Origin of the sequence: Micromonospora sp. B9E7 (assembly GCF_039871815.1) — a bacterium.
GTDB lineage: Bacteria > Actinomycetota > Actinomycetes > Mycobacteriales > Micromonosporaceae > Micromonospora.
The window spans coordinates 125099-150284 of the sequence record NZ_JBDPLX010000005.1 but is presented as its reverse complement, the minus strand read 5'-3'; the positions used below and the strand labels follow the sequence as shown (position 1 = coordinate 150284).

General features: G+C 67.8%; 15 protein-coding genes and 1 pseudogene. 10 read left to right on the top strand and 6 right to left on the bottom strand.

Annotation, left to right across the window (positions count from 1 at the left end):
• Positions 1-236: 236 nt before the first annotated feature.
• Positions 237-3080 carry a BTAD domain-containing putative transcriptional regulator gene (locus ABGB10_RS09890; protein ID WP_347660575.1) on the bottom strand — a complete coding sequence of 948 codons (2844 nt, stop codon included), beginning with the start codon at positions 3078-3080 and terminating at the stop codon, positions 237-239.
• A gap of 323 nt (positions 3081-3403) precedes the next feature.
• On the opposite strand from ABGB10_RS09890, the gene ABGB10_RS09885 reads away from it, so the two are divergent.
• Complete coding sequence (locus ABGB10_RS09885; RefSeq protein ID WP_347660574.1) at positions 3404-4393, top strand: sigma-70 family RNA polymerase sigma factor; 990 nt, start codon at positions 3404-3406, stop codon at positions 4391-4393.
• Positions 4390-5142 carry a GNAT family N-acetyltransferase gene (locus tag ABGB10_RS09880; RefSeq protein WP_347660573.1) on the top strand — a complete coding sequence of 251 codons (753 nt, stop codon included), beginning with the start codon at positions 4390-4392 and terminating at the stop codon, positions 5140-5142. The genes ABGB10_RS09885 and ABGB10_RS09880 overlap by 4 nt, the downstream gene beginning before the upstream one ends.
• Before the next feature lie 60 nt (positions 5143-5202).
• Here ABGB10_RS09880 and ABGB10_RS09875 read toward each other — a convergent pair whose 3' ends face one another.
• Both ABGB10_RS09875 and ABGB10_RS09870 read right to left on the bottom strand, forming a co-directional pair.
• Positions 5203-6111 carry an alpha/beta hydrolase gene (locus tag ABGB10_RS09875; protein ID WP_347660572.1) on the bottom strand — a complete coding sequence of 303 codons (909 nt, stop codon included), beginning with the start codon at positions 6109-6111 and terminating at the stop codon, positions 5203-5205.
• A 181-nt stretch (positions 6112-6292) separates the two neighbouring features.
• On the bottom strand, positions 6293-6949 hold the full coding sequence (locus ABGB10_RS09870) for a hemerythrin domain-containing protein (RefSeq protein WP_347660571.1): 657 nt from the start codon (positions 6947-6949) through the stop codon (positions 6293-6295).
• A 593-nt stretch (positions 6950-7542) separates the two neighbouring features.
• Between ABGB10_RS09870 and ABGB10_RS09865 the strand changes: the two genes are divergently transcribed.
• The 3 genes from ABGB10_RS09865 (at position 7543) to ABGB10_RS09855 (ending at position 10066) form a co-directional block, all read left to right on the top strand.
• Complete coding sequence (locus tag ABGB10_RS09865) at positions 7543-8034, top strand: GNAT family N-acetyltransferase (RefSeq protein ID WP_347660570.1); 492 nt, start codon at positions 7543-7545, stop codon at positions 8032-8034.
• Positions 8035-8654: 620 nt separating this feature from the next.
• Entirely contained in the window at positions 8655-9173 is a 519-nt protein-coding gene (locus tag ABGB10_RS09860; protein WP_347660569.1) for a SigE family RNA polymerase sigma factor, read from the top strand.
• On the top strand, positions 9170-10066 hold the full coding sequence (locus tag ABGB10_RS09855) for a hypothetical protein (protein ID WP_347660568.1): 897 nt from the start codon (positions 9170-9172) through the stop codon (positions 10064-10066). The genes ABGB10_RS09860 and ABGB10_RS09855 overlap by 4 nt, the downstream gene beginning before the upstream one ends.
• A 158-nt stretch (positions 10067-10224) precedes the next feature.
• Here ABGB10_RS09855 and ABGB10_RS09850 read toward each other — a convergent pair whose 3' ends face one another.
• Positions 10225-17796, bottom strand: a complete 7572-nt coding sequence (locus ABGB10_RS09850; protein WP_347660567.1) for a hypothetical protein — start codon at positions 17794-17796, stop codon at positions 10225-10227.
• A 165-nt stretch (positions 17797-17961) separates the two neighbouring features.
• Between ABGB10_RS09850 and ABGB10_RS09845 the strand changes: the two are divergent.
• A pseudogene (locus ABGB10_RS09845) lies at positions 17962-18080 on the top strand (transposase); the annotation flags it as partial.
• Between the two features lie 88 nt (positions 18081-18168).
• Here ABGB10_RS09845 and ABGB10_RS09840 read toward each other — a convergent pair.
• Complete coding sequence (locus tag ABGB10_RS09840; RefSeq protein ID WP_347660566.1) at positions 18169-18651, bottom strand: peptidase inhibitor family I36 protein; 483 nt, start codon at positions 18649-18651, stop codon at positions 18169-18171.
• A 306-nt stretch (positions 18652-18957) separates the two neighbouring features.
• Here ABGB10_RS09840 and ABGB10_RS09835 point away from each other — a divergent pair, with 306 nt between their 5' ends.
• Both ABGB10_RS09835 and ABGB10_RS09830 read left to right on the top strand, forming a co-directional pair.
• Positions 18958-19329: a metalloregulator ArsR/SmtB family transcription factor gene (locus ABGB10_RS09835; protein WP_347660789.1), complete on the top strand. Its 372-nt coding sequence runs from the start codon at positions 18958-18960 to the stop codon at positions 19327-19329.
• 190 nt (positions 19330-19519) lie between these two features.
• On the top strand, positions 19520-19672 hold the full coding sequence (locus ABGB10_RS09830) for a hypothetical protein (RefSeq protein WP_347660565.1): 153 nt from the start codon (positions 19520-19522) through the stop codon (positions 19670-19672).
• A 317-nt stretch (positions 19673-19989) separates the two neighbouring features.
• On the opposite strand, the gene ABGB10_RS09825 is transcribed toward ABGB10_RS09830, so the two are convergent.
• A complete protein-coding gene (locus ABGB10_RS09825) occupies positions 19990-21024 on the bottom strand; it encodes an alpha/beta fold hydrolase (protein ID WP_347660564.1) in 1035 nt (344 codons plus the stop codon).
• Between the two features lie 370 nt (positions 21025-21394).
• Between ABGB10_RS09825 and ABGB10_RS09820 the strand changes: the two genes are divergently transcribed.
• Positions 21395-24415, top strand: coding sequence for a BTAD domain-containing putative transcriptional regulator (locus ABGB10_RS09820; protein ID WP_347660563.1), 3021 nt, complete (start codon positions 21395-21397; stop codon positions 24413-24415).
• On the top strand, positions 24399-25160 hold the full coding sequence (locus tag ABGB10_RS09815) for a GNAT family N-acetyltransferase (RefSeq protein ID WP_347660562.1): 762 nt from the start codon (positions 24399-24401) through the stop codon (positions 25158-25160). The genes ABGB10_RS09820 and ABGB10_RS09815 overlap by 17 nt, the downstream gene beginning before the upstream one ends.
• Positions 25161-25186 lie beyond the last annotated feature (26 nt).

The window sequence follows — 25186 nt, the reverse complement described above, 5'->3', positions numbered from 1 at the left end:
TGAGTAGCAGGTTCTTGGCGTCGGAGGCGGGAAGGTGGGGTTGTATGTCGTCGCGGCTGACGCGTGCTGTTCCGGCTCGGACGATGATGCCGTCGCCGCACTCGTTGAGACGTGGGCGACTGCGGTGTCGAGGGCCTCGGCAGACGATGGCCAACACCTAATCGATGCCTCGGGGAGGCGGAGCGTTCGACCGTTGTCATCCCTGCGACGTTGATAGCCGGTCGCGGTAGGTGCGATTACCCGGCAGGGGGCAGCAACTCGGCGAGACGGGTGAGAGAGGCACGCATGCTGTCGGTGCCGCCCTGCAACTCCGCAAGAACCGCGCGGGCGCGCTCGAACACCCGCCGCGCTGCGAGGATGTCGCGAGACGTGATCAGAACCTCGGCCATCTGCCGCAGCGCGTCGAACTGCAACGGTCGGTCTCCGACGCGCCGCGCCGTCTCCGCCGACAGTTCCAGCTGTTCGACCGCCTCATTAATGCGTCCGGATTCGGCCAGGTTGTGGGCGATAGCGGAACGGATCTCGCTTTCCTCGCGGCCGCGTCCGACCTGCTGATTGAGTTCGAGGGCCTCTTTCAGCGCTTGGGCTGATTCCTCCACCTGTCCCAGGCCGGCGAGCGACGTCCCACTGAACAGGAGGCTGAAGATCTCGGCCCGACGATTCTCGAGAAGTCGGGACAGCGACAGCGCCTTCTCGCTGTGCGCAAGGGCGAGGTCGTGTCGGCTCAGCGCACTGAACACCTGGTGGAAGTTGTTGTGCACCAGCGCCTGTTCCAGCCGCATGTCCCGGTCCTCGTAGGTGCGCAGCGCTTCGCTGAGCAGGCGGAGCGACTCTTCGTTGGCTCCGAACATATGCCGCGCACCGGCCAGGCTGCGCAGGACGTGCGCCTCCCCGACGGCATCGTGGCTTTCCTGTGCCGCGTGCAGCGCCACCCTCATGACGTCTTCCCAGTCCTGGAAGTATCCGGCCCACTGCAGGTACTGCTGCATCGTGATGGCGAGCTGCCAAGGCACGATGCCGTACCGGACGTCGGCCGCCAGGCGGACCGCTTCCTTGAGCACCTCCCGCTGACTCGCAAACCAGGCGGTTGCCTCGTCGTACGTCTCCGGCTGCTCCGCGACGACACCGGGCAGGGGCGGCGGCGGCTCGATCGGCGTCCGGTTCGGCTCAAGCACCACCTGTGCGTGGAAACTGCTGTGCAGGTAGTACTGCAGCAGGCGGCTGATCGCCGCCCGTCGTTCCGCCGCCGGCTCCTCGGCCTGGAGGAGCTCTTCCGCGTACGTCCGGACCAGCACGTGCGACGTGAGCCGGCCGTCCTCGTGCTCGGTCACCAGGTCCGCCTCGATCAGCTCGGTCAGCTCGGCCCGGGTGTCGTCGGTGTTGCGGTCGCCCAGACTCACGCAGGCCGCGGCCGTGACACCCGGCACCGGGGCCACCGACAGAAGCCGGAACAGCCGGGCGGCACCGGGACCAAGCTGCCGGTAGGACCACGAGAAGGCGGTACGCGGATCACTGAGGCCGCCCCCACCAGGGAACGCCTCGAGCCGGCGAGCGCCGTCGCGTAGCTCGGCGGCGACGGAGGCCAGCGACAATCGCGGGCGGACGGCGATCCGGGCCGCCAGGATGGCCAGCGCCAGCGGAAGCCGGCCGCACAGTTCGATGATCTCGTCGACGATCTCCCCGCCCGCCGTTCCGCCGGCCGGCTGACTCGGCATGTCGGCCAGACGGCGTTCGAGCAGCCGACGGGCCGTCGGCAGGTCGGGCAGATCAACGCGGAGCGGATAGGCCCCGTCGAACGCGGCCAGGCCGACAAGCGACCGCCGGCTGGTGACGATCACGAGACTGTCCGCCGAGTTCGGCAGCAGCGGACGCACCTGGGAGGCATCGCGGACGTTGTCCAGCAGGACCAGGATCCGCTTCCCGGCGGTCATGCTCCGGTACATCCCGATCCGCGCGTCGAACCTGTCTGGAACGTCGGAGGCGGGCACACCCACCGCGTGCAGAAGAAGGCGCACCGCTTCGCCGGCCGACCGGCTCTCACCCTCGCCGAGGTGACCCTGAAGGTCGAGGTAGAGCTGCCCGTCGCTGAACTCGCCGGCCACCCGGTGCGCGAAATGCACCGCGAGCGTCGACTTGCCGACGCCGCCCATGCCGTTCATCGCGACCACCAGAGGGCTGGTCCGTCCGACGGTCTGCATCCCGGTCACCAGGTCACTCAGGATCGTCAACTCGGAGTCGCGCCCCACGAAAAGGGGTAGGTCCGGCGGAAGCTGCGCCGGGCGCACCAGGGGAATCGGCCGGGATGCCCCGGGGATTGGATTCGGGCCCACGGAGGGCGGCATTCCCGCCTGGGTGAGGGTCCGCCGCTGGGCGTCCTGGAGCTTGTGTCCGGGGTCGATGCCCAGCTCGTCCTCCAGGCGCGCGCGAATCGCGCCGTAGACCGCCAACGCCTCGGCCTGATGGTCGGCCGCGGCGAGCGTCGTCACCAGGCACGCGTGGACCGGCTCGTTGAGCCGGCCCATCTCCGCCGCGAGCCGCAGCGAGGCCAGCACCCGCCCGGGCTGACGCACTCGCACGGCCACTGCGGCGGCGGCGACTGCGGCGTCGAAGAACTCGCTGTCGATGCCGGCGAAGGTTGCTGCCGCCGCCGTGCTGTCGATCAAGGAGTCGCCGGCCGAACCGTGGCACAGCTCAAGAGCGTTGAGGTAGTGGTCGAGCGCCTCGACGGGACGGTCCTGCCCCAGGCTGGACTCTGCGGCCGAGACGTGGCGGCGGAATGCGAGGAGGTCGAGCGTCTCCGGCCCGGCCGCGAAGCGATATCCGTTGCCGTGCCGCAGCAGGTAAGACCCGGCAGCGCGTGCGGGTAGATCGGGTTCGAGCAGGCGGCGCAGCGCTCCGACATACTTGTGGATCACGTTCACCGAGCTGGCCGGCGAGTCCGGACCCCAGATCAGACCCGTCAGATCGCTGGTGCTGACGGGCCGCCCCGCACGAGCCAGAAGAACCGCCAACAGGCCGCGTTGCTGACGCGGGCCCGCGTCCAGCTCGACCTCACCGCGCCAGAGCCGCAGCGGGCCCATGATCTGCAGGCGCAGCGCACCCTTGGGTGCCGGCTCCGTTGACCTGCCGGAGACAACAGGCTCTTGTGAAGATTCACTTGACGGTGACTGAATTGGGCGTCCGTTCTTCCGGCTCGCGGGACCGCAGGGTGCCGCGCTCGGCAAGACGGACATCGGGGTTGAACAGGGCACGACGTGCGCCGTTTCGCCGACGGCGTGGTCCTGACTCGTGTCGATGGGCATGTACTGCAGATCCAGGCGGCAGGAAGAAAGTTCGGTTCGCTGAGAGAGATTTCCTTAGCCCGAGCTAGCGTTCCGGGATGCTCCTACCAACATCGGGACCCGTGTCGGCCGGCGACGCGGAGCAGGTGGTCCGGGCCGCCCAGCTGGGCGATCCGCGAAGCTTCACGCTGCTGTTCGAGCTTCACTACGCCGGCATGCTCGCGGTGGCACACCGCATTCTGGGCGCCAGGCCCGACGCCGAGGATGCCTGCCAGGATGCGGCGATCACGGCGTTTTGCCGGATCGGCGAGCTGCGCGACCCCTCGGCGTTGCGGCCCTGGCTGCACGCCATCGTCCGCAACAACTGCCGGAAGTTCCTCCGCTCATGTAGGCCCGTCCCGGTCGGCGTGGCCGGCGAGAACCTGGTCGCCTCGGGGCTGGACGACCCGGTCGCCCGCATCGAACGCAGCGCCATGCGGGACTGGATCTGGCACGGACTGCAACAGTTGTCGCCAGCCGCGCAGACGGTGGCGTTGCTGCGCTACTTCACCGAGAACAACTCGTACGAGCAGATCGCGCATCTGTGCGGGGTCCCGGTCGGCACCGTTCGCAGCCGCCTGAGCGAAGCGCGCCGTCAGTTGGCCGACGTCCTGCCCCGTATACACGACGAGCGGCATGACGAGACGGCGTCCCTGCAGGCCGAACGACGCGAGGAGGCGACGACGGTGCTGTCCGCGGTGGCCGACGGTGCGCCGATGAACAAGGTGGCCGCGCGCTGGGCCGAGGACATGACCTTCTGCTGGCCAAGTGGCAACCGGACGACGGGCCGCGAACCGGTATTCGCGGCCATGCGACGGGACTACGACTCCGGCGTCGCTCACCAGATCACCGGGGTGGTGGCTGGTGCGGGCATCACGATCTGGGAGAACGCCTTCATCAACCCGCCGGAGGATCCGTTTCACTGCCCGCCCGGCGGGACCTGGCTGCTCCGCGAGAAGAAGGGCCTGGTGTGTGAGGTACGCCTCCTGCACACCCCGCGACCGACCCGCCCGGAGATCACTCCCCCGGGGAATCGAACTTCTGGCCGCCGAACCAGGTCCTGGAAGGTATGACCAAGTACTCCGTCCATGACCTGGAGCCGCAACTCGCCGCCAACCGCCGCTACTGGTGCGGCTGGGCCGGCGCGCGCCCCGACACCGACCTCCCGACTTACCGCACCGACATACCCCACCCGCTGCTCAACGGGGTCCTACGCGTCCGCGGTCGGCAGCTGGACGACGCGATCGCGGAGGTGAAGAGGCGCCTCACCGGCTCGCGGTGGGGCTGGTGGGTGGGCGCGGACAGCGACGAGGGCACCGCCGAAGGCCTACTCGAGCGCGGCGCGGAGCAGATCGGTGACATGCCGATCATGGCGGTAGACGTGACCACCGTGGCCGAGGCCGCATCGCCCGCCGATCTGAAGATCCGGACCGTCGTCGGCCCGGTCGGGATGCGGGAGTACGTCGATGCCTACGCCGGACCGCTCGGCATCTCCGGTGACCTTGGGATCGTCGTCGACCGGGAACTCAACTTCGCCTACCCCCATGTGTTACGGCTCGCGGGCACCGTCGACGGCCGCACCGTCGGCACGTGCACCCTGTCGCTCGGCACCGACGTCGGCGCCCTGTACTGCATCGCCACCGACCCTGCCTTCCGGCGGCGCGGAATCGCGACCGCCCTCACCCGCGAGGCGTTGCGCATCACCCGCGAGTCGGGGCGGCGGATTGCCACGCTGCAGGCGAGCGCCGAGGGCGAGCCGGTGTACCGGCAGATCGGCTTCGACACCGTCGCCCGCTATCGCCTCTACCAGCTCCCGGAATGAGCTTCCGGCGATGCCGCCCCGGCCGCCCACTTGCCGGCCGGGGCGGCGCCGCCGCGCCCGTCACCACCAACGCGCATCCTGTCTCCCGGTCGAGGCCATCTCGCTCGCGCGACGAGGCCGGCCGGGGACCCGCAGGGCGAACTCCAGCACCATGTGGCTGAAGCGCTCCGCCTCTTCCAGGTGCGGGAAGTGCCCGCTGTCGGAGAACTCGGCCAGGACCGCCCCGGGAATGGCCGACCGCAACATCTCGGCCGGCTCCGGGCCGAATTCGAAGTCGTGCACCCCCGCTACGACCATCGTCGGTGCGGTGATCGAGGGCAGCGCGCAGCGGAGGTCGAAGTCGGTGGCCGGCCGCGGCCAGCACGCTAGCGCACCGAGGAGGTGGGCGAACTCCGTCCGCCGCCAGTAGTCGGCGAAGTAGGCGGGGAGGATCTGCCAGAGCCGTGCGGTGGTCTCGTGCACCCACCGACCGGCGGGACGGTCATACGCGGCGACCATCGCCTCGGCATCGATGCGGTCCCCGTGGGCCAGAGCGTACTGCCGTAGCTTCTCCCGCGCCGCCGCCCGGGTGTGTTGGTCGACCACCGGTGCGGTCGCGTACAGGATCAGCCCGGCCGTCCGGTCCGGGCGGCGCAATGCATGATTCTGCGCGACGAATCCACCGTGCCCGTGCCCCAGGACGAGCACCGGAGCGTCGGAGAAGTCGGCGATCACCGCGCCGAGGTGATCCGCGTAGGTGTCGAGGTCGTACCTCGCCCCCGCCGGCAACCGGCTCGAACCGCCCGTGCCCACCGGCTCGAGATAGACCATCGTCAGACGGCGCTCGAGCAGTGGCATGCGCAGATAGTCTCCGGAGAGCCCAGGGCCACCCGGATGTACGAAACAAAGCGGGCCTCGACCGCGAATGTGACATATCAGGGAAAGGTCGCCCACCCGGACGGTGTGCGTCGTTTCCGATCTCGTGCTCATTACAGCTCCTCGGTGACCACGAATGACATCAGCAGCCCCCCGGCAACCCCCCAGTCCAGCATGTCGGACCGCAGTTGATTTCTACTGACCATTTCCGACGAGGCCACGAGTTCGGGTTCACGATGAAAGGGCAGCCAGGAAACCTGGCTGCCCTTTCATTCACTTAACTGTCAATGCCCGGTCAGGCGGCGCGCACCTTGTCCAGGCCCATCCGACGGGCGTATCGGGTGTACGCACCCGGTCCGAGCCGGGAGAGCACGAACCAGGCTGGACCCGGGATCACCGCCTTGAGACCTGCGACGTACTCGGGCGTGCCGTCGCGCAGCACCATCCCGAAGGCCATGGGCAGCAGGCTCTTCGGCATCGAGGCCATCGCGGCCGCGCCCACCTCGGCCCACTCCTTGTCGGTCAGGTATTTGTCGATCAACGCCAGCAGGTGCGTCTCCTCGGTGACCAGGTGCTCCAGCATCGGCGGAATCATGGCGTCGACGGCCGAGGCCACCGCATCACGGTCAGCCGACGTCGCCCTCCAGCGCCACACGGTGGCCAGCCTCTCCACCTCGACCAGTGCCTCATGCAGGCCCTCGTGCTGACGTTCCATGGTCTCGACCAACGGCGCGATCTCGTTCGGGCCCCGTTGCAGCAGTTTCGGCCAGACCTTCTCGTCCTCACCGGCGTGATGCAGGTTCAACAAACCGGTGAGCAGGAGCACGTGCTCGGCGACCCGGGAGGCGTTGGCGCTGTCGTTCGCTGCCACGGTCCGGACGAGTGCCGCAGCAGCGGGAAACTCGCGCCGGAAGGCGCTGTGGACGAGGTACATGTCACGACTGTCTGCCATGGCTCGCTTCTTGATCCTTTGCATATTGATGTGGCGGAGGCCACGCCGACCGTCGAGCGTCTCAATTAAATCCAGACCTAATCCCGGCAACCGTATCGACCCGCTCTTGACGAGAAGTGGACGCTCGCAGCGACGGTGAGACGACGCATCGCGAATGGGCGGAAGCTTGATCGCCCGGATGACTCAGCGAGCGGGCCTCGCCGCCTAACGAGTGAGTCCGCCACCGAGTCCGGCCGGGGCAGGTCGAGCCCGCCCCAGACGCAGACCTTCCGGTTTCGGCTTCAAGCCGCGCCGCCTCGGCCTCGGCCCGCTGTTCGTCCGGTGACCACCTCGTTGCCCCGCCGGGCGTACTCGGCCAACTCGCGAGCAATTCCCTGGGGCACCCACGACAAGAACTCCCACATTCTTTACGCATTCTTCCGGCGCGGAAAGTCTTCCGCTCAGGTCACGAATCTCAGCCCCACAGTGGTTCACCGGGGAACGAGGATTTTCGCTCGCACGGAGACCAGTCTCGTTCACTCGGCATACAGTCCGTTTGAAGTCTGCGCTGTCATTCTGGGAACGGCCTTCGTTACCAGCCTTGGAGTTGATTCGTGCAGCAGGGGTTCCTCGTTGAGAGTCAGCACGAGAACGTGGACGTGGTGACAACTGCCGGGCTGCGACTACGCCTTCGCCGAGCCACTCTCACCGATCTCGAGGCGGCCAACCACCTGCACCGCTGGGAATGCTCCGCCGAGAGCCGCAGGGCCCGCTACCACGCGTCGCGAGACCGGATCCGCCACGCCGAGTGGCGACATCTGATCGACCCTGATCGCGGCTACACGTTTCTCATCGCCTGCCCGCAGCGGCCAGGGCTGATCGGTCTTGCCCACCTGTTGTGGCAGGACTGCGGACCGCCGGAGATCGCCCTGTTGATCGCTGACGCATGGCAGGGCCGTGGGATCGGCACCGCGGTGGCCCGGCACGTGGCCGGTCTCGCCGCCGCGCATGGCCACCCAGTTCAACAAGCCCTGATCAGGTCGGGAAACGTTCGGGCCATCCGCCTGGCGAGTCGCTTTCGCGCCATCATCGATGACGCGGCATGACACCCAGCGGCAGTTGTGGTGGGTAGAGCCGCCGCGTTCCCTAGCTGGGAAGAATCCTTCCACTGCCTGACGCTAACGTCTTTGTCGGGTCCTGCCTTCACGCAACGGGCAGGAGCCGATCGTCACGGCCGGCACTGGTCATTTCGACCGCGCAGTAGCGGGCGCGTATCCCGTCGGCCGTCCCAGATCCCCGGCGTGGCCCACGCTTCCCTCCAGCGGCGGGGGCCACGCCGGTGTCCGATCGTCAAACCGACTCACGTCCCGGCCCGGTTGTTGACGACGGCCGGTGTCACCGGCCTGACTGAATGACCGCTCGGCGCCGGCCGTTGCCCGTAGAGGGCGGTGGCGATCCTGCTCGGCACCGTCAACCAGGCTCGGGAGTGCCTGATGACGGCGCTCGCACTCGCCCAGAAGACCATGGACAGGACAGCCTCCACGCCTTCTGCATCCGCGCCATTGCCGACAGGCACGGCAGGTCCCGTGCCCGGTGCGCACCGAGCCGAGCATGCCCACGCGGCGGACCGGTCACATGCGCCACGGCCACGGATCGCTACCCGACCTGTTCTTCCCCGCCGACCGATCATGGCAACCACCGTTAAACCGGCGGAGTTCTTAGCCTCGTGAGAGTTGATCCGAGCTTCGACACGTTCGTCGAGCAGAAGTCAGCAGCGCTTCTGCGCCTCGCGTACCTCCTGACCGGGGACCGTGGCCATGCCGAGGACCTGCTGCAGATAGCCCTGCTTCGTACGATGCGCCGCTGGTCGAAGGCCTGCCACGCACCCGAGTCGTACGTCCGGCACGTCCTGATCAATCTGTCACGTGACCGGATCAGAGCCTTGTTGAGGCGGCCCCGCGAGACCGCACTGCCGGAGGACACCAATGCCTTCCGCTCCGACGACCCCGGACTGGACGGGATCGGGGACCGGCGGACGGTCACCGATGCGATCAGGAAACTGCCGGTTCGGCAACGGCAGGTGATCGTGCTCCGCTATTTCGAGGATCTGTCCGTCGAGCAGACAGCCGAATTGCTCCACTGCTCGAGCGGAACGGTCAAATCGTACACCTCCCGCGCATTGGCGCGGCTGCGCGAACTACTCGGCGACTTTCACGAAACCAACGGCAGGAGGGCCTTCCAATGACCGCTCTCGACGACGATCAGCTGGGTCGACTGCTGGGCGACCGGCTGCATGAGGAGACGCACCAAATGACCGCACCCTCGGGGCTCACCGAGACCCTGCACCGTAGGAACAAGCGCCGCAACCGGGCGCTGGGCATTGCCGGTGCCGTTCCGGTGATTGCCGCTATCGCACTGGGCGCCTCGCTGGTCTTGGCTCCACAAGGCACCGCCCCGGAAACCCCCGACATGCTCACTGTCGGTTTCGTTGCCGAGCGGACCGGTGCCGCCCTGGCTGACGTGTCCGGCTACGTCCAGCACGAGAACTCCTCACACGAGGGACGCGACGGCAAGGCCGCCAGCAAGACCGAACTCTGGAGCGACCCGACAACCAAGCGGGAGCGGCAGGACAACCAGATCTTCTTCGGCGACACGCGCTCGTACACGGTCGTGCTGGACGGCTCCAACGCGGTGGAACTCAACCATGACAAGAAGAAGTGGTGGACATACGAGGTCGCCCGGCTTGAGGCGCTCGACAGCAACACGGTCCAGTCGCTGCCACCGGCGCTCAACCCCGCCGACCTCAGGAGTGCGGTCGACAGCGGGAAGCTGACGCTCGTCGGCAAGGAGTCGATCGACGGCAAGCCAGCCGTACACCTGCAATGGCTGGGTGGTCCGGACAGCGCGATGGACAAGGCGAAGGCCGCCGAGGAGTCCATGCAGATCTGGGTCGACGCCGAGTCTTACCTGCCGGTCCGCCTCATCCACAAAACCTTCAACGGCACCACCACCAGCAACTACGAGTGGCTGCCCCGCACCGCCGGAAACCTGGGGAAGCTGGAGGCTTCCCCGCCGGCCGGCTACACGAAGCTGTCCTGCGCACCGAACCCGGCGAAGGACTGCGGCTTGAACGACTGAGTCGCGTTGGCGGGGCCCCGGATCGCGGTGCGCGATCCGGGGCCCCGCCACGTGCCCGGCACTCGGCCCGGTCACCGTTCAGATCCCGGCTCGCCGGCCGTCTCTGGCCGACCCGGCGATCCCATCCCGTCCGCTGACATGTGTGACGTCGGAGGCCGTCAGCAGTCGAGGACGGCCCGTGACAGCCGATGAAGCTGGTCGGCGTTGGCGGGCATGGCGGCGCTGAGCCCGGCGATCGCATCCACCCACTGCTGCTTCTGCTCGACGGTGAGTTTGCCGCGGTTGGCGTTGACGAAATCCCCGGCACCGGTGAACTGCTGGGTTCTGATGAGCTTGACGACGTTGAGCATCGATCCGGAGATGTCGGTGGCGTCGACGGGGCCGACCAGTTTCGTCATCGATGCCAGCGCCGCTGTGGTGAGGCCGCCTTCGACTGGCGGGTCGAGCTGTCCGGCCGCGTCGAGTCGGCCCACCGCGTCGAGGAGCACGCGGGGCCGTTGGGCCGGTTCGGCGCAGGCGTAGTCGAAGACGATTTCGGCGTGGCCTGCCGCGCCGAATTCCAGGACCGGGTCGAAGACGCTCAGTGCGGGCTGGTCGGGTACCCGCTCGATCATCTTCCTGACCTGGGCCAGGCCCACTTTCAGCCGCTGCGGTGACCAGTGTTCGCGGAGGCTGTCGAAGACGTCGCGGGCCGCGTTGAGGTCCGCCGCCCAGATCAGTTCGCCGAGCCTGTCGTCGACCCTGCTGACGGCTGCCGTCGGCCGGGCCAGTTCGGTGGCGGCGTGCAGGACACCGGCGGTGATCCGGTCCCAGATCTCGCCGGGCCTCGCATCCTGCCCGTCCTGCCGCGGCGCGGTGATCTTCCATCGGTAGCCGACCTGCAGGCCGACAAGCCCGGATCCGCCCGACCTTTGCAGGGTCGGATGCAGCACTGCGGCGCCATATTTCCTCGCCACGGTCAACACAGCGCGTTCGACCTCGCCGTTCATGCTTCCTCTGGTGACGACGATCGGCAGGCGGTCGCGTTGGGCGAACTGTTCGAGCAGGTAGTTGAGCGTCGCGAGGTCGGACGCAAGCACGGGTCGGCCGGTGCTCTGGGCATCCAGCAGGATCACCGGATGATCGGCGTCGGCGGCCTCGGTCAGGTCGGTGATCAGCTGGGACGGCACGCCCCGGGTGTGCGAGGAGATCACGTGGACGTGTGGGTGCGCGGTGACGGTGTCGGTCAACCTCATCGGCCAACTCGGCGGCCCGGACGGTTCGAGGGGCATGCGCAGGACGGGATACCGGTTTTCGGCGCGTACTGCGTGCTGAGCCACGTTCCAGGACCGCGACCCGATGCCCGGACGGTTGATCCTGATGTGCTCGGCGGCTCCCCGTATGAGGTGTCCGAGGGCGTCCGGATCATGCAGGGTGGCATCGTCGCGTACGACGAGTTCGTAGTTCGGTGCTGACCAGTGCCGCAGCCGCAGCGCCACCTCGGCGTGCCTGCCGAGGGTCGGGTCCACCCTCACGGTGAGTTCGGCGTTCTTCAGGTCGCCGACCGCGAGTTGCAGCTTGGTCGGGGAGACCACGGCGACCCAGGGTTGGGCCTGGGTGCCGGTGGCCGTCGACGACATCGCGGCGATGCCCGCCCAGAGATGGTTGGTTCGCTCCCGTTCACGGTCCACGGCCACCCGGTACGGCGAATTCTTGTCCGATCCCACACCCCGGACGGCTGCCATCGAATCGGCGGACTCGACGGCGACATCCGATGCGGCACCGACCAATGGATCGACCCGTCCGTGCCGGGATCGTAGTGCCGCGGCGATCGCGGCCCAGCGCGTCTGGTCCCAGGACCAGTCCTGCTGCCCCGTGTCCTGCCACAGACCGAGTTTGTCCAGGTGCAGAGCGAGGGCGGTCCGGAGCAGGTCGCGGTCACCGTGGTCGCCGACGGCCCACCGCTTCAGGTTGTCGAGGTCGGTGAGGATTTCGTGCAGCGCGTCGACCTCGGCCCGGTCAGCCGAAGTCAGCCGCACGGGTCCGGCCGTACGGATTGGCTGCCGGGTGAGGTTTCGTGGCGGCTCACCGCCACGGATCTGATCGCGAGTCCACACCAGGACACGCCGAACCCGCCGGCTTCCGCTGACCCAGACATCGGTGACCCCGTCACGCTGCCAATGGCCGAATCGTCTGAGCACAGAGGCGTTGGCTGGCATGTGCGTGGGCTTGATCAGCACGTTCGCCGCGACCGCCTCGCGCAGGTTGTCCCGGAGAACCTCGACGAACTGCTCGCTGGACCGCGGCTGACCACCCACCTCGGCGGCGGCACCCGCGAAACGGGCCGCCTGACGGTGCCGGGGTTCATGGGTGCGAAGGTACGTCTCGCCGGCGCCGGTCACGGTCAGGACACCGGCGACGGTAAGTATCAGCGGCAGTGCCACCGGGGCGGCGATCATCCCCGCGCCGGCCGCGATGCCGTAGCCCAGCGCCCCACCGGCGGTGGCCGGCACATGCTTGTAGAGCATCTGCGTGCGCTTCGAGATCTCGGTGGGCCGACGGTTGTCCCGGTTGATTCGTCGCTGATCCACTACGCGGGCGGTAGCCTGGCTGAACTGTGCCAGCCACGGGTGGCGCTGCGCGTCTGCGGCACGTGGCACCTGCCCGTCGGGGACCGGTTCGCCTTTCACGATGGCGTCCAGCAGGGCTCTGACAACTCCCAGGTGGAAGCGAGCGTCCCAGGCGGCGACCGCCATGGCGTCGCGGAACTCGTGGTTCTTCAACGCGCTCCACCCGGCGCCGTAGGCCAGGCCCCGTCCGGCACCCGAGATGACGCCACCGTCGGCGAGGCCGGCCGCGCTGCCGGCGAGGTGACCGATCACCTGGGAGGGCACCTGCGCGGCGGAGTACTGGATGCCGGTGCGCAGCATGTTGTGCCAGATTTTCGGCATCCCGTTGGGCAATCCCCGATCGACGAGGTCGTAGCTCTCCCGACCCTGCTGCCGACCGAACATCCCGATGAAGCGCTTGAGCAGTCTGCGGCGGCGCCGTAGATCGGCGACCTTGTTGTCCACCTCCTTCTCGACCGCCCACGCCAGCCCGTTGACCTGCCCCATCAGCTCGGCTACGTCGGCCTTCAGGTGCTCCGGAACGGTCACCCCGGACTTCAAGGACTCCGTCCACCGCCCGTACAACTCCAACGTGTGGTGGAACGCTATCTCGACGTACTGATTGCGACGGTGGTCCGGGCTGCCCTTCAGGGCACGTTCGAAGGTGGCCTTGGCCCGGCCCTCCCACAGGTCGAAAACCCAGTCGGAGCCGGCGCCGGCGAGCAGGCTCTGCCCGCCCTGCAACGCGGTCGACAGGCCGGCCAGGTCCCACCGGTGCACTTTGTGCCCGTCGGCCAAGACCTGACCGCTCGTGTCCAGCACCGGCGGCACATCGAGACCGACCAGCCCGGTCACCAGGCCCGAGGCCGCCGCCATCGCCAACGCGGACGGCGCACGTTTGGTGACCTGAGCGGTAGGCAGCCCTAACGCGGTTCTCGTCGGCTGACCCAGCTCGCCCCATCGCTTGGGGGTCGCCAGCACGGTCTTGGGTGCGGCGTTGCCGCTCACATTCGCCGCCAACGCGTCCGAAACCGCCTGGACGATGTTCTGCGTACCGGTTCCGGCGACCGAAGCACCCATCAACGCCATCGCCCGCGGCGGATCGTTGCTCAGCCCGCCGGCGAACGTGGTGCCGATCGACGACGCGGAGATCATCCGCCGGGCGAGGTGGTCAGCGAAGGAAGCCTTGCCGGTCAGGTGCGCGGGCTGATCGACTCCCCACACCGCGGTGTCGGTATGGCCGGGATCGCTGACCTGAAGCTGCTCGTCGATCGCTCGAAGCTCCGCACGCAGCACCTCGGTGGTGTGCGGCATCGACAGATGTTTCTTCAGCCACCGCTTCGGTCGGGTCGTGCCCCAGGTACTGCCGGCGAAGTAGATCCGTCGCACGATCGTGCGCTTGGTGTGCAGCGCCTCCGCGCTGTCCGCCATCAGGTTCTCGTTCAGTCGGGCGGCCCCTGTCGTGGCGATCTGGGCGAACAGGCCCGCGATGCCGATCACGAGCGACCTGTCGCTCGCGTCCGCCCGGATCTTGAGCCGGCCGTCGACAAGGACAGCGGCATCGGTCAGCGGTGGTGTCCACTCCTCGGCCTGAACAACATCGACCGGCATGGTGTTCCTCCCGGCATTCAGTACCGGCCGGGAGCCGCCCGCCGCGGCGAACTCGACGGTCAGCGTCCTCGCCGCCGCATCGATATGTGCGGCGGGCAGGGCGCTGCCATGAGCGAGCGCGAGCCGCACCGCCGCCCCAGCCAGATCCAGCACCTCGCGGTCACTTCCGGCCAGATCGGTGCGATGGTGCACCATCATTCGGCGTACGGCCGCAGGGTTCGCCCGCCTGTCGCGTGCGAACCGGCGCTCCATCTCCGCCAGCAGATGTTCACCGCGGCGCGCAGCGCCGTGCTGGTCTCGGAGCACATTGAGCGAACGCAGCGCGGCCACCACCGCCAACTCCCTCTTCACCTTCGGACCGAGGGTCGGGTCGTCCGAGCCGATTCGGCGCACCGCCTCGACGACGGCATCGACCTTTGCCCTGTCCTCCGACGTCAGCGCGCTCTGCCAGCGAGATCGGTTGGCCTTGGCGAAGCGTGGCCTCGGGTCGGACTGCCACGAAGGTGGCCCGACTTCGATGGGTGGGGAGAGCGGCTGGCCGCTGACCGCTTCGGCTACGGCTGTGTCGTAGTCCAGATGCTGTTCGACGAGGTGATTGGTCGGCAGGACACGCAGATAGTGCGCCCGGTGCGGAGACTCGACCGACTGGCCGTGCTCGTCCAGCCAGACGGATGCCTCCGGGGGCTGGGTCAGATATCGCTGCGGGACGTCGGCCTTAGCCATGTCCACAGGGAGACCGAGCCCGTCGGCTCGCGCCGGCGCGTCGAAGCTTTCCGTCAAATCGGGACCCGCTGGCCGGTGCGCCGCAGCCGCAATCACCTCCGCCGGCTGGCGAAGGAGCGCCAGCCGCATCAATCCGATGTCTCCCTGATCCGGATTGGCCCGGAATCGCACCTCCACGGTCCGCTGTTCACCCAGGCGGCGAACTGCTCCAGCGGCTTCGTCCGGCACCTGCCCGGAACCGATCCACAACCCGGATGAGATCTCCGCAACGGATAGGGGGAAGAAGTATCCCGGGTCCGGCAACACCCGCGGGGCTGATGGTCCCACGGCCGCGGACACCTTGGACAGCGCCGCCAGGTACGCCGCAACGGCTTTGGCTGCCGCGCCGACGGCGGAGACATTGCTCTGCGCCACAGTGTTCTGAAAGGCCTGCCACGCGCGGGTTGCCTCGGTCTTCGCCGCCGAGGATGGCAAGCGAGCAAGTGCAGAGGACACCCGGCCGTCCAGGCTGCCCGCAGCCTCGCGAAGCACCGCGACAGCACGACGGTCCGACAAACCAGCCTTGACAATGGAGACCAGAGCGAGCGCTTCGCTGTCACCAGGGTTCGACTTGAGCGCCGCCTTCGCGAATTGCTTGGAAATCCCGATCTCGAAGTCCAGGCCGGTCTGTGCGCTCACCATGCGGGCGACGTGCGCCACCCAGGTCTCGGACTCCTTCGCCGTGAGTCTCGGCCGAACCTTCGGGCTCATCGTCCGGCCCGACATGTCATTGAAGATCAGAATGCCGTCGTCCGGCTCGTAGTGAACTTGACCGCCGACGCGGTTGTCGCCGACCACGAAGCGGCCGTCGGGACCAAAGCTCGCACCGATGGTGGGGTGCCCGAGCCCATCGACCTGCGCCCGCAGATTCTGCGACCATTCCCGGTCGGGCATGATCTTCGAGGCGTTCTCACTGCCGAACCAGGGCAGTCCGTCCGATGTGACGGAGAACTGCCACGGCACCCTCGGGGAATCGGCAAAGTGGGCGGCAGTCAGCGCGGCCAGCGGAGTCCACACCGGGTTCATCTGGATCTGCAACTCACCTGCCCTGCTACCCGGGACCCGGTCGAGTCGGGCCGGCGCGAACTCGTGCCCCTTGATGGACTCGGGCACCACGGTCGGACCGAGGGCCCAGTCGAGGTTCACAGCACGGCGCAGCACGCCATATATCTCGGTCGGGGCCAGCTGAAAATTCTGCGAAAGGTCGAAGGCTGGATCAACCTGGAAGGCGTTCCACCAGGCGGTTACCGCCTGCACCCCCTCGTCGAGCGCGGCAAGCCCCGACAGCAGGTGAGCTTCGACGTCCTCGGCCAGACGATGCCGCAAGGCCCGGATGTGGTCGACCTGACCGTCGGCCTCCCGCCCCTCGTTCAGGCGACGTCGATAGTCTCGAACGGAAGCCAACCAGTTATGCATCGCGGCTCGCACCGCAACCACCGATGGCGGAAGTCCGCCCACCGCCGCACCCACGGCATCGCGCCTGACCGGCCAGTCGATCGGCAGCTCGAACCGTTGCGAGTTCGCCAGCCCGCCGCTGACCGGCCCGTCCGGCCGCACCTTCCCGCCGAGCCACAGCGTCCGCAGACCCAGCCCACCCGGCACGTTGGCGATGTCGTCGGTGACACCGATCAGCGTGGCGCCCTGGGCGCCCAGTTCGGCCAACATGGCGGCCCGGCCCGATTCGCCCAGGTGCCCGTGTCCCACCGCGCTGAGTGCGTCGATCAAACCGAAGGACTGCGGGTGCCGGTTGCGCAGCAGCCCACCCGGGTCCGGGCCGATCAGCTGGATCGGTGATCCAGGATATTGCTGTCCGAGCCGCTCGACGAGTTGATCCACCACGGCAGGGTGCAGCGCGGGAACGTCGCGGTCGGCGAAGGAGACGTCGGTAGCCGTGGACAGCACGAACATGGGCAGTGCCGGCTCCGCTCGCGGGGCGGCGACAGTTGATCGGATGGCAGCTTGTACGGCCTCCCGCGAGTAGGCGACAACGGGATTCGGTCCGAGCATTCGCGCTGCCGTCAGGGTCATCGTGGCCGCGTTCCGGGGGATGGTCGTCGCTCTGAGGCCGTCCGGTGTGGCGGTCAGCAGTGCGGTGCCGTCCTCGGAACTGACAGCCAGAGAGACGGAGGGCGGATCGCCGTGTTCCGGGGTCACCCGTACCTGGGCAACCTCGCCCGGAGCCAGGTTCGACAGGGCCCGCCACAGCCCGGCGAGTCCATCCACGGGCCGTTGCCGTCCGGCAGGTGTCAGTCGGATGTCCCTGCCGGCAAAGCGGGCATCAACGATGGACAGCGGGCGCCCCACCTCCACCCGGTCGCCGGCCAGACGGACCTGGCCCGGCATCGGTACGCGGAGCGTGACCCGCCCCGGGTCGAGGTCGCCGGCGTGCCTGTCGAGCAGGTGACGTTCCGGCAGGACGAGTACGTAGTCGGCGGGCAGGCTGTCTGCCCCGATCGGCAGCACCCGGTCGTTGTCCACACCGCCGAGGACGGTGCCCGGCACCCGCACCGGCATACCGAGCCGGTCAGCGCGGGCGATGGCATCAGGGAGGGTGAGCTTTCTGGTGACCGAAGCCCTCGGAGCGTCCACCATCCGCTCGACCACCGCCATCGGCTGAGCCAGCAGGGCCTTGACGACCATCTCTGCGCCGGCGTTTTCCCCTGCCGACCCGACCGTCTCCACTGCTGAGTGGATCAGGTGCAAGCCGGGCACCGGCGCGGCCAACAGCACCTCCGGTGGAACGGCACCTGGACTGAGGCTCAGATACACGCCCGACCTCACCCAGGTGGTGAGAAACTCCGGACATTCCATGCCTGCGGTGCCGATCACCGCCACCCCCCATCGCTGCTCGCGCCAGCGATAACGGGAATTCGTGTTACGAAGAGGTGGCCCAGACGTTTACGCGGGTTGTCAGTGCACCGAACTCCCGATGCCTACGTGTCCGAGCACCTCGGTGACGGCGACGGGGTGCTGATCGTCGACGAGACCGGATTCCTGAAGAAGGGCATCAGGTCCGCCGGGTGCAGCGTCAGTACTCGGGCACGGCCGGGCGGTATCCGAAATGGCAGAGGTGGCCGGTTCGTCCATGGCTGCATAGTGAGCCGGCGAAACCGAATACGGTTTCGCCGGCTCGGCACGCAGCTACGCGTCGCAAACGGCAGAGGTCTTGTCGCTGAAGTTAACGTTCGGGTAGGTCCAGCCATTGTTGCCAGGGAAGTAGTTTCCGTGCGTGACCGTTACATTCTTCAGGCTGTCGACCTTTTTGTTCGGTGCCACGTGGAAAATTTCTGCTTTGTCTGCAAAGCGGTAAGGAGCCGGGTTCTGGAACAGGAAGATGTTGTATCCAGTCCTGTTGTAAACAGACGACGTGGCGTCGGAGACGCGATGGCCGTTGCTGAACTTGTTGTCATTGAGGTCCAGGTCGCAGTAACGCCCATTGGGCGCCTTGTCCTGCACAATGAAGATTCCGCCCGCGCCGTCCTGGTTCTCGTTTTCCCAGAGGCACACACGGTTGACAGGGCAGTCGCTGGCTGAAGCTTGGGCGCTCGTTGCGATCACCGTCATACCCGACAGCGACACTGCAAATGCCGCAACGGTGACGGCGACTCGCTTCGCGGTTCGCACGATCCGATACCTCCTGTGATGTTCGGCCGATTGCGCCGTAAATATACGCTTAGTGCTCTTAACTCCTAGTTGATATCGACTGAACGGTTTGCCCTCTGACCCAATCACGGGCCTTGATAAACTGAGAAGACGCAGGTGGGGCGGCTGATCCTGGTGCGCACCAGGATCAGCTTCTCTGTGTATATCGGGGGCAGAATTTCCAGGCTTGGGATACGGCTGATTTGTATGGCTACCTAACTAGGACCCGAGAACCTCACCGTGATCAAGGCCTCGTTACAACGCTCTAGCCGGGGTGTTGCTGCAACGATGCAGGACGTGGGAACTGCGGAAACGATGATGCCTGCCATCTCGCCACTTGCGGGCGAACCGATCAAGCGTGCCGACGCCGAGCGGCTCGCCGCAGTGCTGAAGGCATTCGCCGACCCGGCCCGGCTACGACTGCTCAGCCTGATCCAGTCGTCTCCCGAGGGCGAGGCCTCCGTCAGCGACCTCACCGCGCCGCTCGGGCTCTCCCAGCCGACCGTGAGTCATCACCTGCGGATCCTCACCGAGGCCGGCCTGCTCGAGCGCGACAAGCGCGGCGTCTGGGTGTACTACCGGCTGATGCCGTCCGCGATCGCCGCGATCGCTGAACTGCTGACGCCGCCCCGCAAACGGGCGACGAAGAAGACCCGCTGACGTCACCGTCGACGACGCTTGCCACGCCGGCTGACCGGCCTCCACCCGACGCACCGTCATCGACCCACGGCAGGGCACTCGCCGCACTCGCACATCGAGAGCTCAAACCCCGCGGCTGTCACCGGCTACCACAGCCTCGACCGGAACGGCCTCCCTACCGTAGGCGCCGCGCGCTGCGTCACGAGACGCGGTGGACCTCCTCCGGCCCGAACCGCGAAACGAAGAGCTGGCCGCGGTTCTGCCAGTCCTGGACCGAAGCCCGTTCGTCAGCGTGAAGCTCAAGACACTCGTCGACGTCGACAGCGAGGGCGACGAGGGCCGTGAACGCCTGGGAGGACGCTGAAGGCGCACGCCCACAACGCGATCCGGGCATCGACCGTTATGCGCCTGCCAGGCGTCTCGGCCGCCACCGGCGACGTGACCTGGTGAGCAACCGCTGGCACCGGGGACGTCGGCTGGGACGCGAACGACGGCGGAAAGACGTGCAACCGGTAGTTCCATGGGCTCCGGGACGAGGCTGCTCCACCCACGCCGACCTGTGCGCCCGCGCCATCCCGCAGGCACAGCTGCATCGGTTGCCCAGCCGCGATCATCAACTGGACAACGACCTGAGCAAGGTCGCGGCGGTGCTGAAGGTCGACGACCTCGGGCCGCGTGGCGTCAGGTCCGCTCGTTCCCCTCGTAGAGATCGAGATAATACTGATTGATCTCGTCGGCCCGACCCCGTAGTCCTTCGGGGTCGAGGACGTCGTGCCCGATGCCGGACTCGCGTGGCCACTCGTGCGCTCTGAAGGAGGTGTCGTTCAGATCAGCGATGGCTCTCGGGATGTCAGCCGCCGCCCGAAGATCGATGAAGCCGTCGTTCGCCGAGGTGACGATCGCCAACTCGCGCAGGTGCGGGCTTTTCGGATCGATCGTGAAGTTACCGACGATGCGCAGGTACTGCGACATCGCCGCGGACGACAAACCCTCGCCGTCGACCCGGTCCGGGACGAAATCGAATCCAAAGAGGACAGTGAATGGCTTGACGGCGAGGTCAGGCACCCGGGCGGGGTTGGGTTTGTAGAGGGGTGACAGGAGAAGAGCACGATGCACGACGTCGGGACGGTGGCCGACCAGCCAGGTGGCCAACACGCCTCCACCGGAGATGCCCACGACGCCGACCGTGTCGCCCAGGCCGGCCGCCACGTTCAACGCGTCGTTCGCCGAGCTGACCAACTCGTCGGCGTTGAGCTTCGCGTGGGCCGACCTGTCGGCGATACCGTGTCGTGGCGCGCGGGGCACCCATACGTTGTAGCCCCGGTCGAAGAACAGCTTCGCTAGGCCGCGGTACTGCCGGGGGCAGTCGGTCTCGCCGTGAAGCAGGAGAACGGCCTTCGCGCTCACACGCTGGTGGGAGAGGAATTGACTCCGGCACTCCGGAAGCACCTCGGTGTCGGCCGCCTCCGCGATGACGACCCGCGCGGCCCGCGCACTCGCCGACTCGAAGCTCAGGGTCTCCGGCGTCGCGCGCTGAAGCCCGTCGCTGCGCAGTGGCCACACGTACACCGTGACGACGCCCGCCACGACGAGGGCCGTCAGTACGAGGGCCAGCCGGGTGAGGCGGCCGCGACCTGTACGGGCGAGACCGTTCCGGGGATCGTCGGGCAGGGTCGGGCCTACGCTCAGAGCGCCCAGCAGAACCCGGTTGTCCACCACGTCCCTCCTTCCGAGTGCGTCGCGTCCCGATGAGTGCGGCCGCCATTCTGCCCACCCCCACTGGGCAAACTCTGAAGAAGGTGCCTACCGCCGATCTCATGAGGTCTGGCCGGGGTGCCTGAGCGGGCCTGACGGATGCCGAATTGATCCACGCCGCAGTCGGTCTAGTCGCTGTCAAGAGATCCTTCAGTGAGCGTGACTAAGGTCATCCGAGGCTTTGGATCGTGTCAGGGCTCTGGGGTGCGGTGGCAGGGGGTTCCCGCGAACCAGAAACGCGACGCGGGGGGAAAATCATGCAGGAATCCGGGGGCGAGGGTCGTCTGACTCGCCAAGGCGCGGCTGGTGCGTCGGCGCTAGGGACGAGTGCATGATCTCAGCTGATCACCGTCCGTTCAACAGCAGCACACGAGGGGCGAGCCCAGCGGTCGGTCACGCCCCCGACGGCGAAGCAGGCCCGCTCCGCCTGCAGATCATGGGCCCGTTACGGGTCTGGCGGGGCGCCACCGAACTCGACGCCGGCCCACGGCAGCAACGCTGCCTGCTCGCGCTGCTGCTGGCTCGCGTGGGCCACCCGATCAGCACGACTGATCTGATCGCGCTGATCTGGGGGCCGGACTCACCGGCCAGCGCGGTCAACGTGATCCACAAGTACATCGGTGTGCTGCGTCGTCTTCTCGAGCCCAACCTGCCGCCGAGAGCCTCCGGGTCGTACCTGTTGCGCAGCGGCAACGGGTACCGCTTCACCGCGGGCCCGGAGATGCTCGACCTGGTCGCGTTTCGCTGGCACGTCGCCTCCGCGAAGGCGAGCGTGGGCAAGGATCGCCTTGACGAGGCGCTGGACCACTACACCGAGGCATTGCAGCTCTGCCGTGGCTTCGCGGGAGACTCCCTGGCGGACAGCAATCGGGCCGCAGCGACCTTCGCGGGCATCGTGGGCGAGTTCTTCGACGCGGTGGTCGACGCAGCCAGGGTCGCCGTCCAGGTGCGCCAGCCGTCGCGGGTTCTGGCACCACTGCGGCTCGCGGCCGAGATGGACGCGCTACACGAACTCGTCCACGCGAGCCTGGTGACGACACTCGCCGCAGCCGGCCAGCAGGCCGAGGCGTTGGGGGTGTACCGGAGGATTCGGGAGCGCCTCGTCGGGGACCTGGGCATAGACCCGGGACGCGCTCTCCAGGACGCTCACCGCCAGGTGTTGACCCAGACCGCGCTGCCACAGGCCGAGCCGGTGGACTCCGCCGGACCCGCTGTCCGGTCCGACGGCGTGCCCGTCGTGCCACTGGTCCGCCCGGCGCAGCTGCCTCCGGACCTGTCGCAGTTCGTCGGACGCTCGACCGAACTCGCCCTCCTGGGCGACCTGGTGGCCGGCATGCGCGACGACGGGAGAACCAGCCCGTTGGTGGTGGCGATGGACGGCATGGGCGGCGTGGGTAAGTCGACCCTGGCCGCTCATTTTGCACGTCTCGTCGCCGACGAGTTCACCGACGGTCAGCTCTACCTCGACCTCCAGGGCGAGCAGGACGACGACGAGGCTGTCCGCGCCGGCGACGCCCTGCACTCCGTCCTGTACGCGCTCGGTGTTCCCGCGTCACAGGTACCCGACACGTTCGACGCGCGCGTCGGAACGTACCGCAGTTTGACGGCGGGGAAACGCATTCTGCTGCTGGTGGACAACGTGCAGGATCCCGCGCAGGTTCGCCCGCTGCTGCCGAACTCCGCCGAGAGCCTGGTGCTGATCACCAGCCGCCGTCCGCTACTCGGACTCGCCGCCCTCGACGGCGCCTATCTGCTGCGCCTCGACGTACCAGACCTCGAGTCGGCTCGGGAACTGCTGGTGCACCGGCTTACACGCTGGACGAAACGCAGGATCGGTCAGGCGGACGCCGTGATCGTGGACGAGATCATCGAGCTGTGCGGACGGTTGCCGCTGGCGCTGGCGATCCTGGCCGCTCGCCTCACCGCGCGTCCCACACTGTCACTGGAATCCGTTCTCGCCGACCTTCGGGACGGCGCGCACCGCCTGGAGGCGTTTCCGCACGGCGCGGGCGCGCACGATCCACGTACTGCCTTCTCCTGGTCATACCGACAGCTCAGTCCCGGCGCCGCGCGACTCTTCCGACTGCTGGCCGTCGCACTGAGCCCCGGGATCACGGCCCAGGCATGCGTCAGCCTGTCAGGCCAGGATCCGGCCACGACGCACGCCGAACTCGAGGAGCTGACCGAGGCGGCGTTGGTGACCGAGCACGACGACGGACGCTTCACGTCGCACGTGCTGGTCAAGGCGTACGCGCAGGAGTGCCTGCACGATGTCGAGCCGCCGGAGGAACGCCGGGACGCGGTCAGCCGCCTGCTCCAGTACTACCTGCACAGCAGTTTCAACGCCCAGGTGCTGCTGGCGCCACACCGAATTCCCATCGAGCCGTCGCCGGCGCTGCCCGGTGTCGTGCCCGAACAGCCGGCGACGTACGAGGAGGCCCTCGCCTGGTTCGCCGCCCAGCGCGAGGTACTCAAGGAGGCTGTCCGGCTCGCGGAGACCCTCGGGTACGGCATCGTGCCGTGGCAACTCGCCATCACGATGCAGCAGTACCTGCAGTGGGCCGGGTACTTCCAGGACTGGGAGGACGTCATGCGCTCGGCCCTGCACGCCGCCCAGGAGAGCGGCGACGAGGTCGGCGAAGCGCACACCCTGCGCAGCCTGGCCGGCGCCCGGTGGTCGTTCGGGGCCAACCAGGACGCGCTCGACCTGCTGGCGGCAGCCCTGCGGATCTTCGAGCAGAGGGCCATGCCTCTGGAGCAGGCCATGGCACACGCCAACCTGCAGTGGGTGTACGAGGCGCTGGGCCGGCACGAGCAGGCGCTCGTACACGGCGAGAAGGCAGTGGCCCGCTACCGCGAGATCGGCTATCGCCGTCCCGTGACCCTGAGCCTCCTGTCGATGGGCAGGTCGCTTGCCCGTCTCGGGCGGCTCGAGGAGTCGGCCCACATGCTCGAGCGGGCGCTCGAACTCCACGAGCAGATCCGGAGCGAACTCAAGGCCGGCTGGGACGCGACGTTGACCGCGGTGGAGGGTGAGACGCGCATGGCCATCGCCTCTAACCTCGCGCAGACGGGCCGCGTCCGGGAGGCGGTGGAGCAGCTCGAACTGTCGGCCAACACCTCACGACTTGTGCGTCACCGGGCGAACGAGTTCGAAGCCCTGCACCAGCTCGCCGAACTGTTGATGTCCGTCGGTGACATCGCGGAGGCAGTTGAGGCGTTCACGCGAGCCGGACTGGTGCTCGACAGCTTCCCGGACGGCCCGCCGGAGCGACTGCGGGATCGGTTTGCCCAGCTGGCACAGAAGATGCCGGCCGAACAGGAAGGGAACGGCGATGGGCAGCACCGCTGATCGGATGACGGCAGCCTATCTTGACGCCTTCGAGTCACTCGTGGGTGTGACTCCGAAAGGCTGGTACGCCGAGGGAGGCACCGCCCGCGCGGCGGTGACCCGCAGTGATGTGCCGCTGTTGAATGCGGCCTACGACATGACGCCGGAACCGGATCTCGGTTCGCTCAACGAGATGGCGACCGAGGTCGGCAGTCAGGGCGTGCGATGGTCAATCATGGTCCGGCGTGCCGCAGGTGACGCCGTCGTCGATCTCGCGGCCCGGCACGGGCTGGTCGAGCGCAGCGATGTGCCGTTGCTGGCCTGCGCCGCGGGCGACCTCGTGTTCCGGTCGAGCGCGGCACAGCGCCAACTGGTGCGCCAGGTCGGCGCGGTGAAGAGCGACATCTACACGGAGGTCCTCGCCCAGGGCTTCGAAGCTCCCGAGAGTATCTTCGGTCCACTCATGGGCGGAGGCGTCCTCGATGCCGCCTCCATGGCCGGCTACCTGGCCGAAGAGTCCGGACGGCCGGTCGGTACCGGCTTCGGCATCCGGACGCCCGACGCCATCGGCGTCTACAACATCGCTGTCGTTCCGTCCTCGCGGGGTCGGGGCCTGGGCCGGGCGATCACCGAGGCCGTGCTGCACGACGGCGTCGCCGCCGGCGCCGAGTGGGCCTACCTGCTGCCCAGCGTGATGGGCCGGCCGCTCTACGAGTCGATGGGCTTCCGTCTGGTGACCAGTTGGACCATGTTCACGGCACGGTGACCGTCGATTCCGGCCGCTGACGCCGA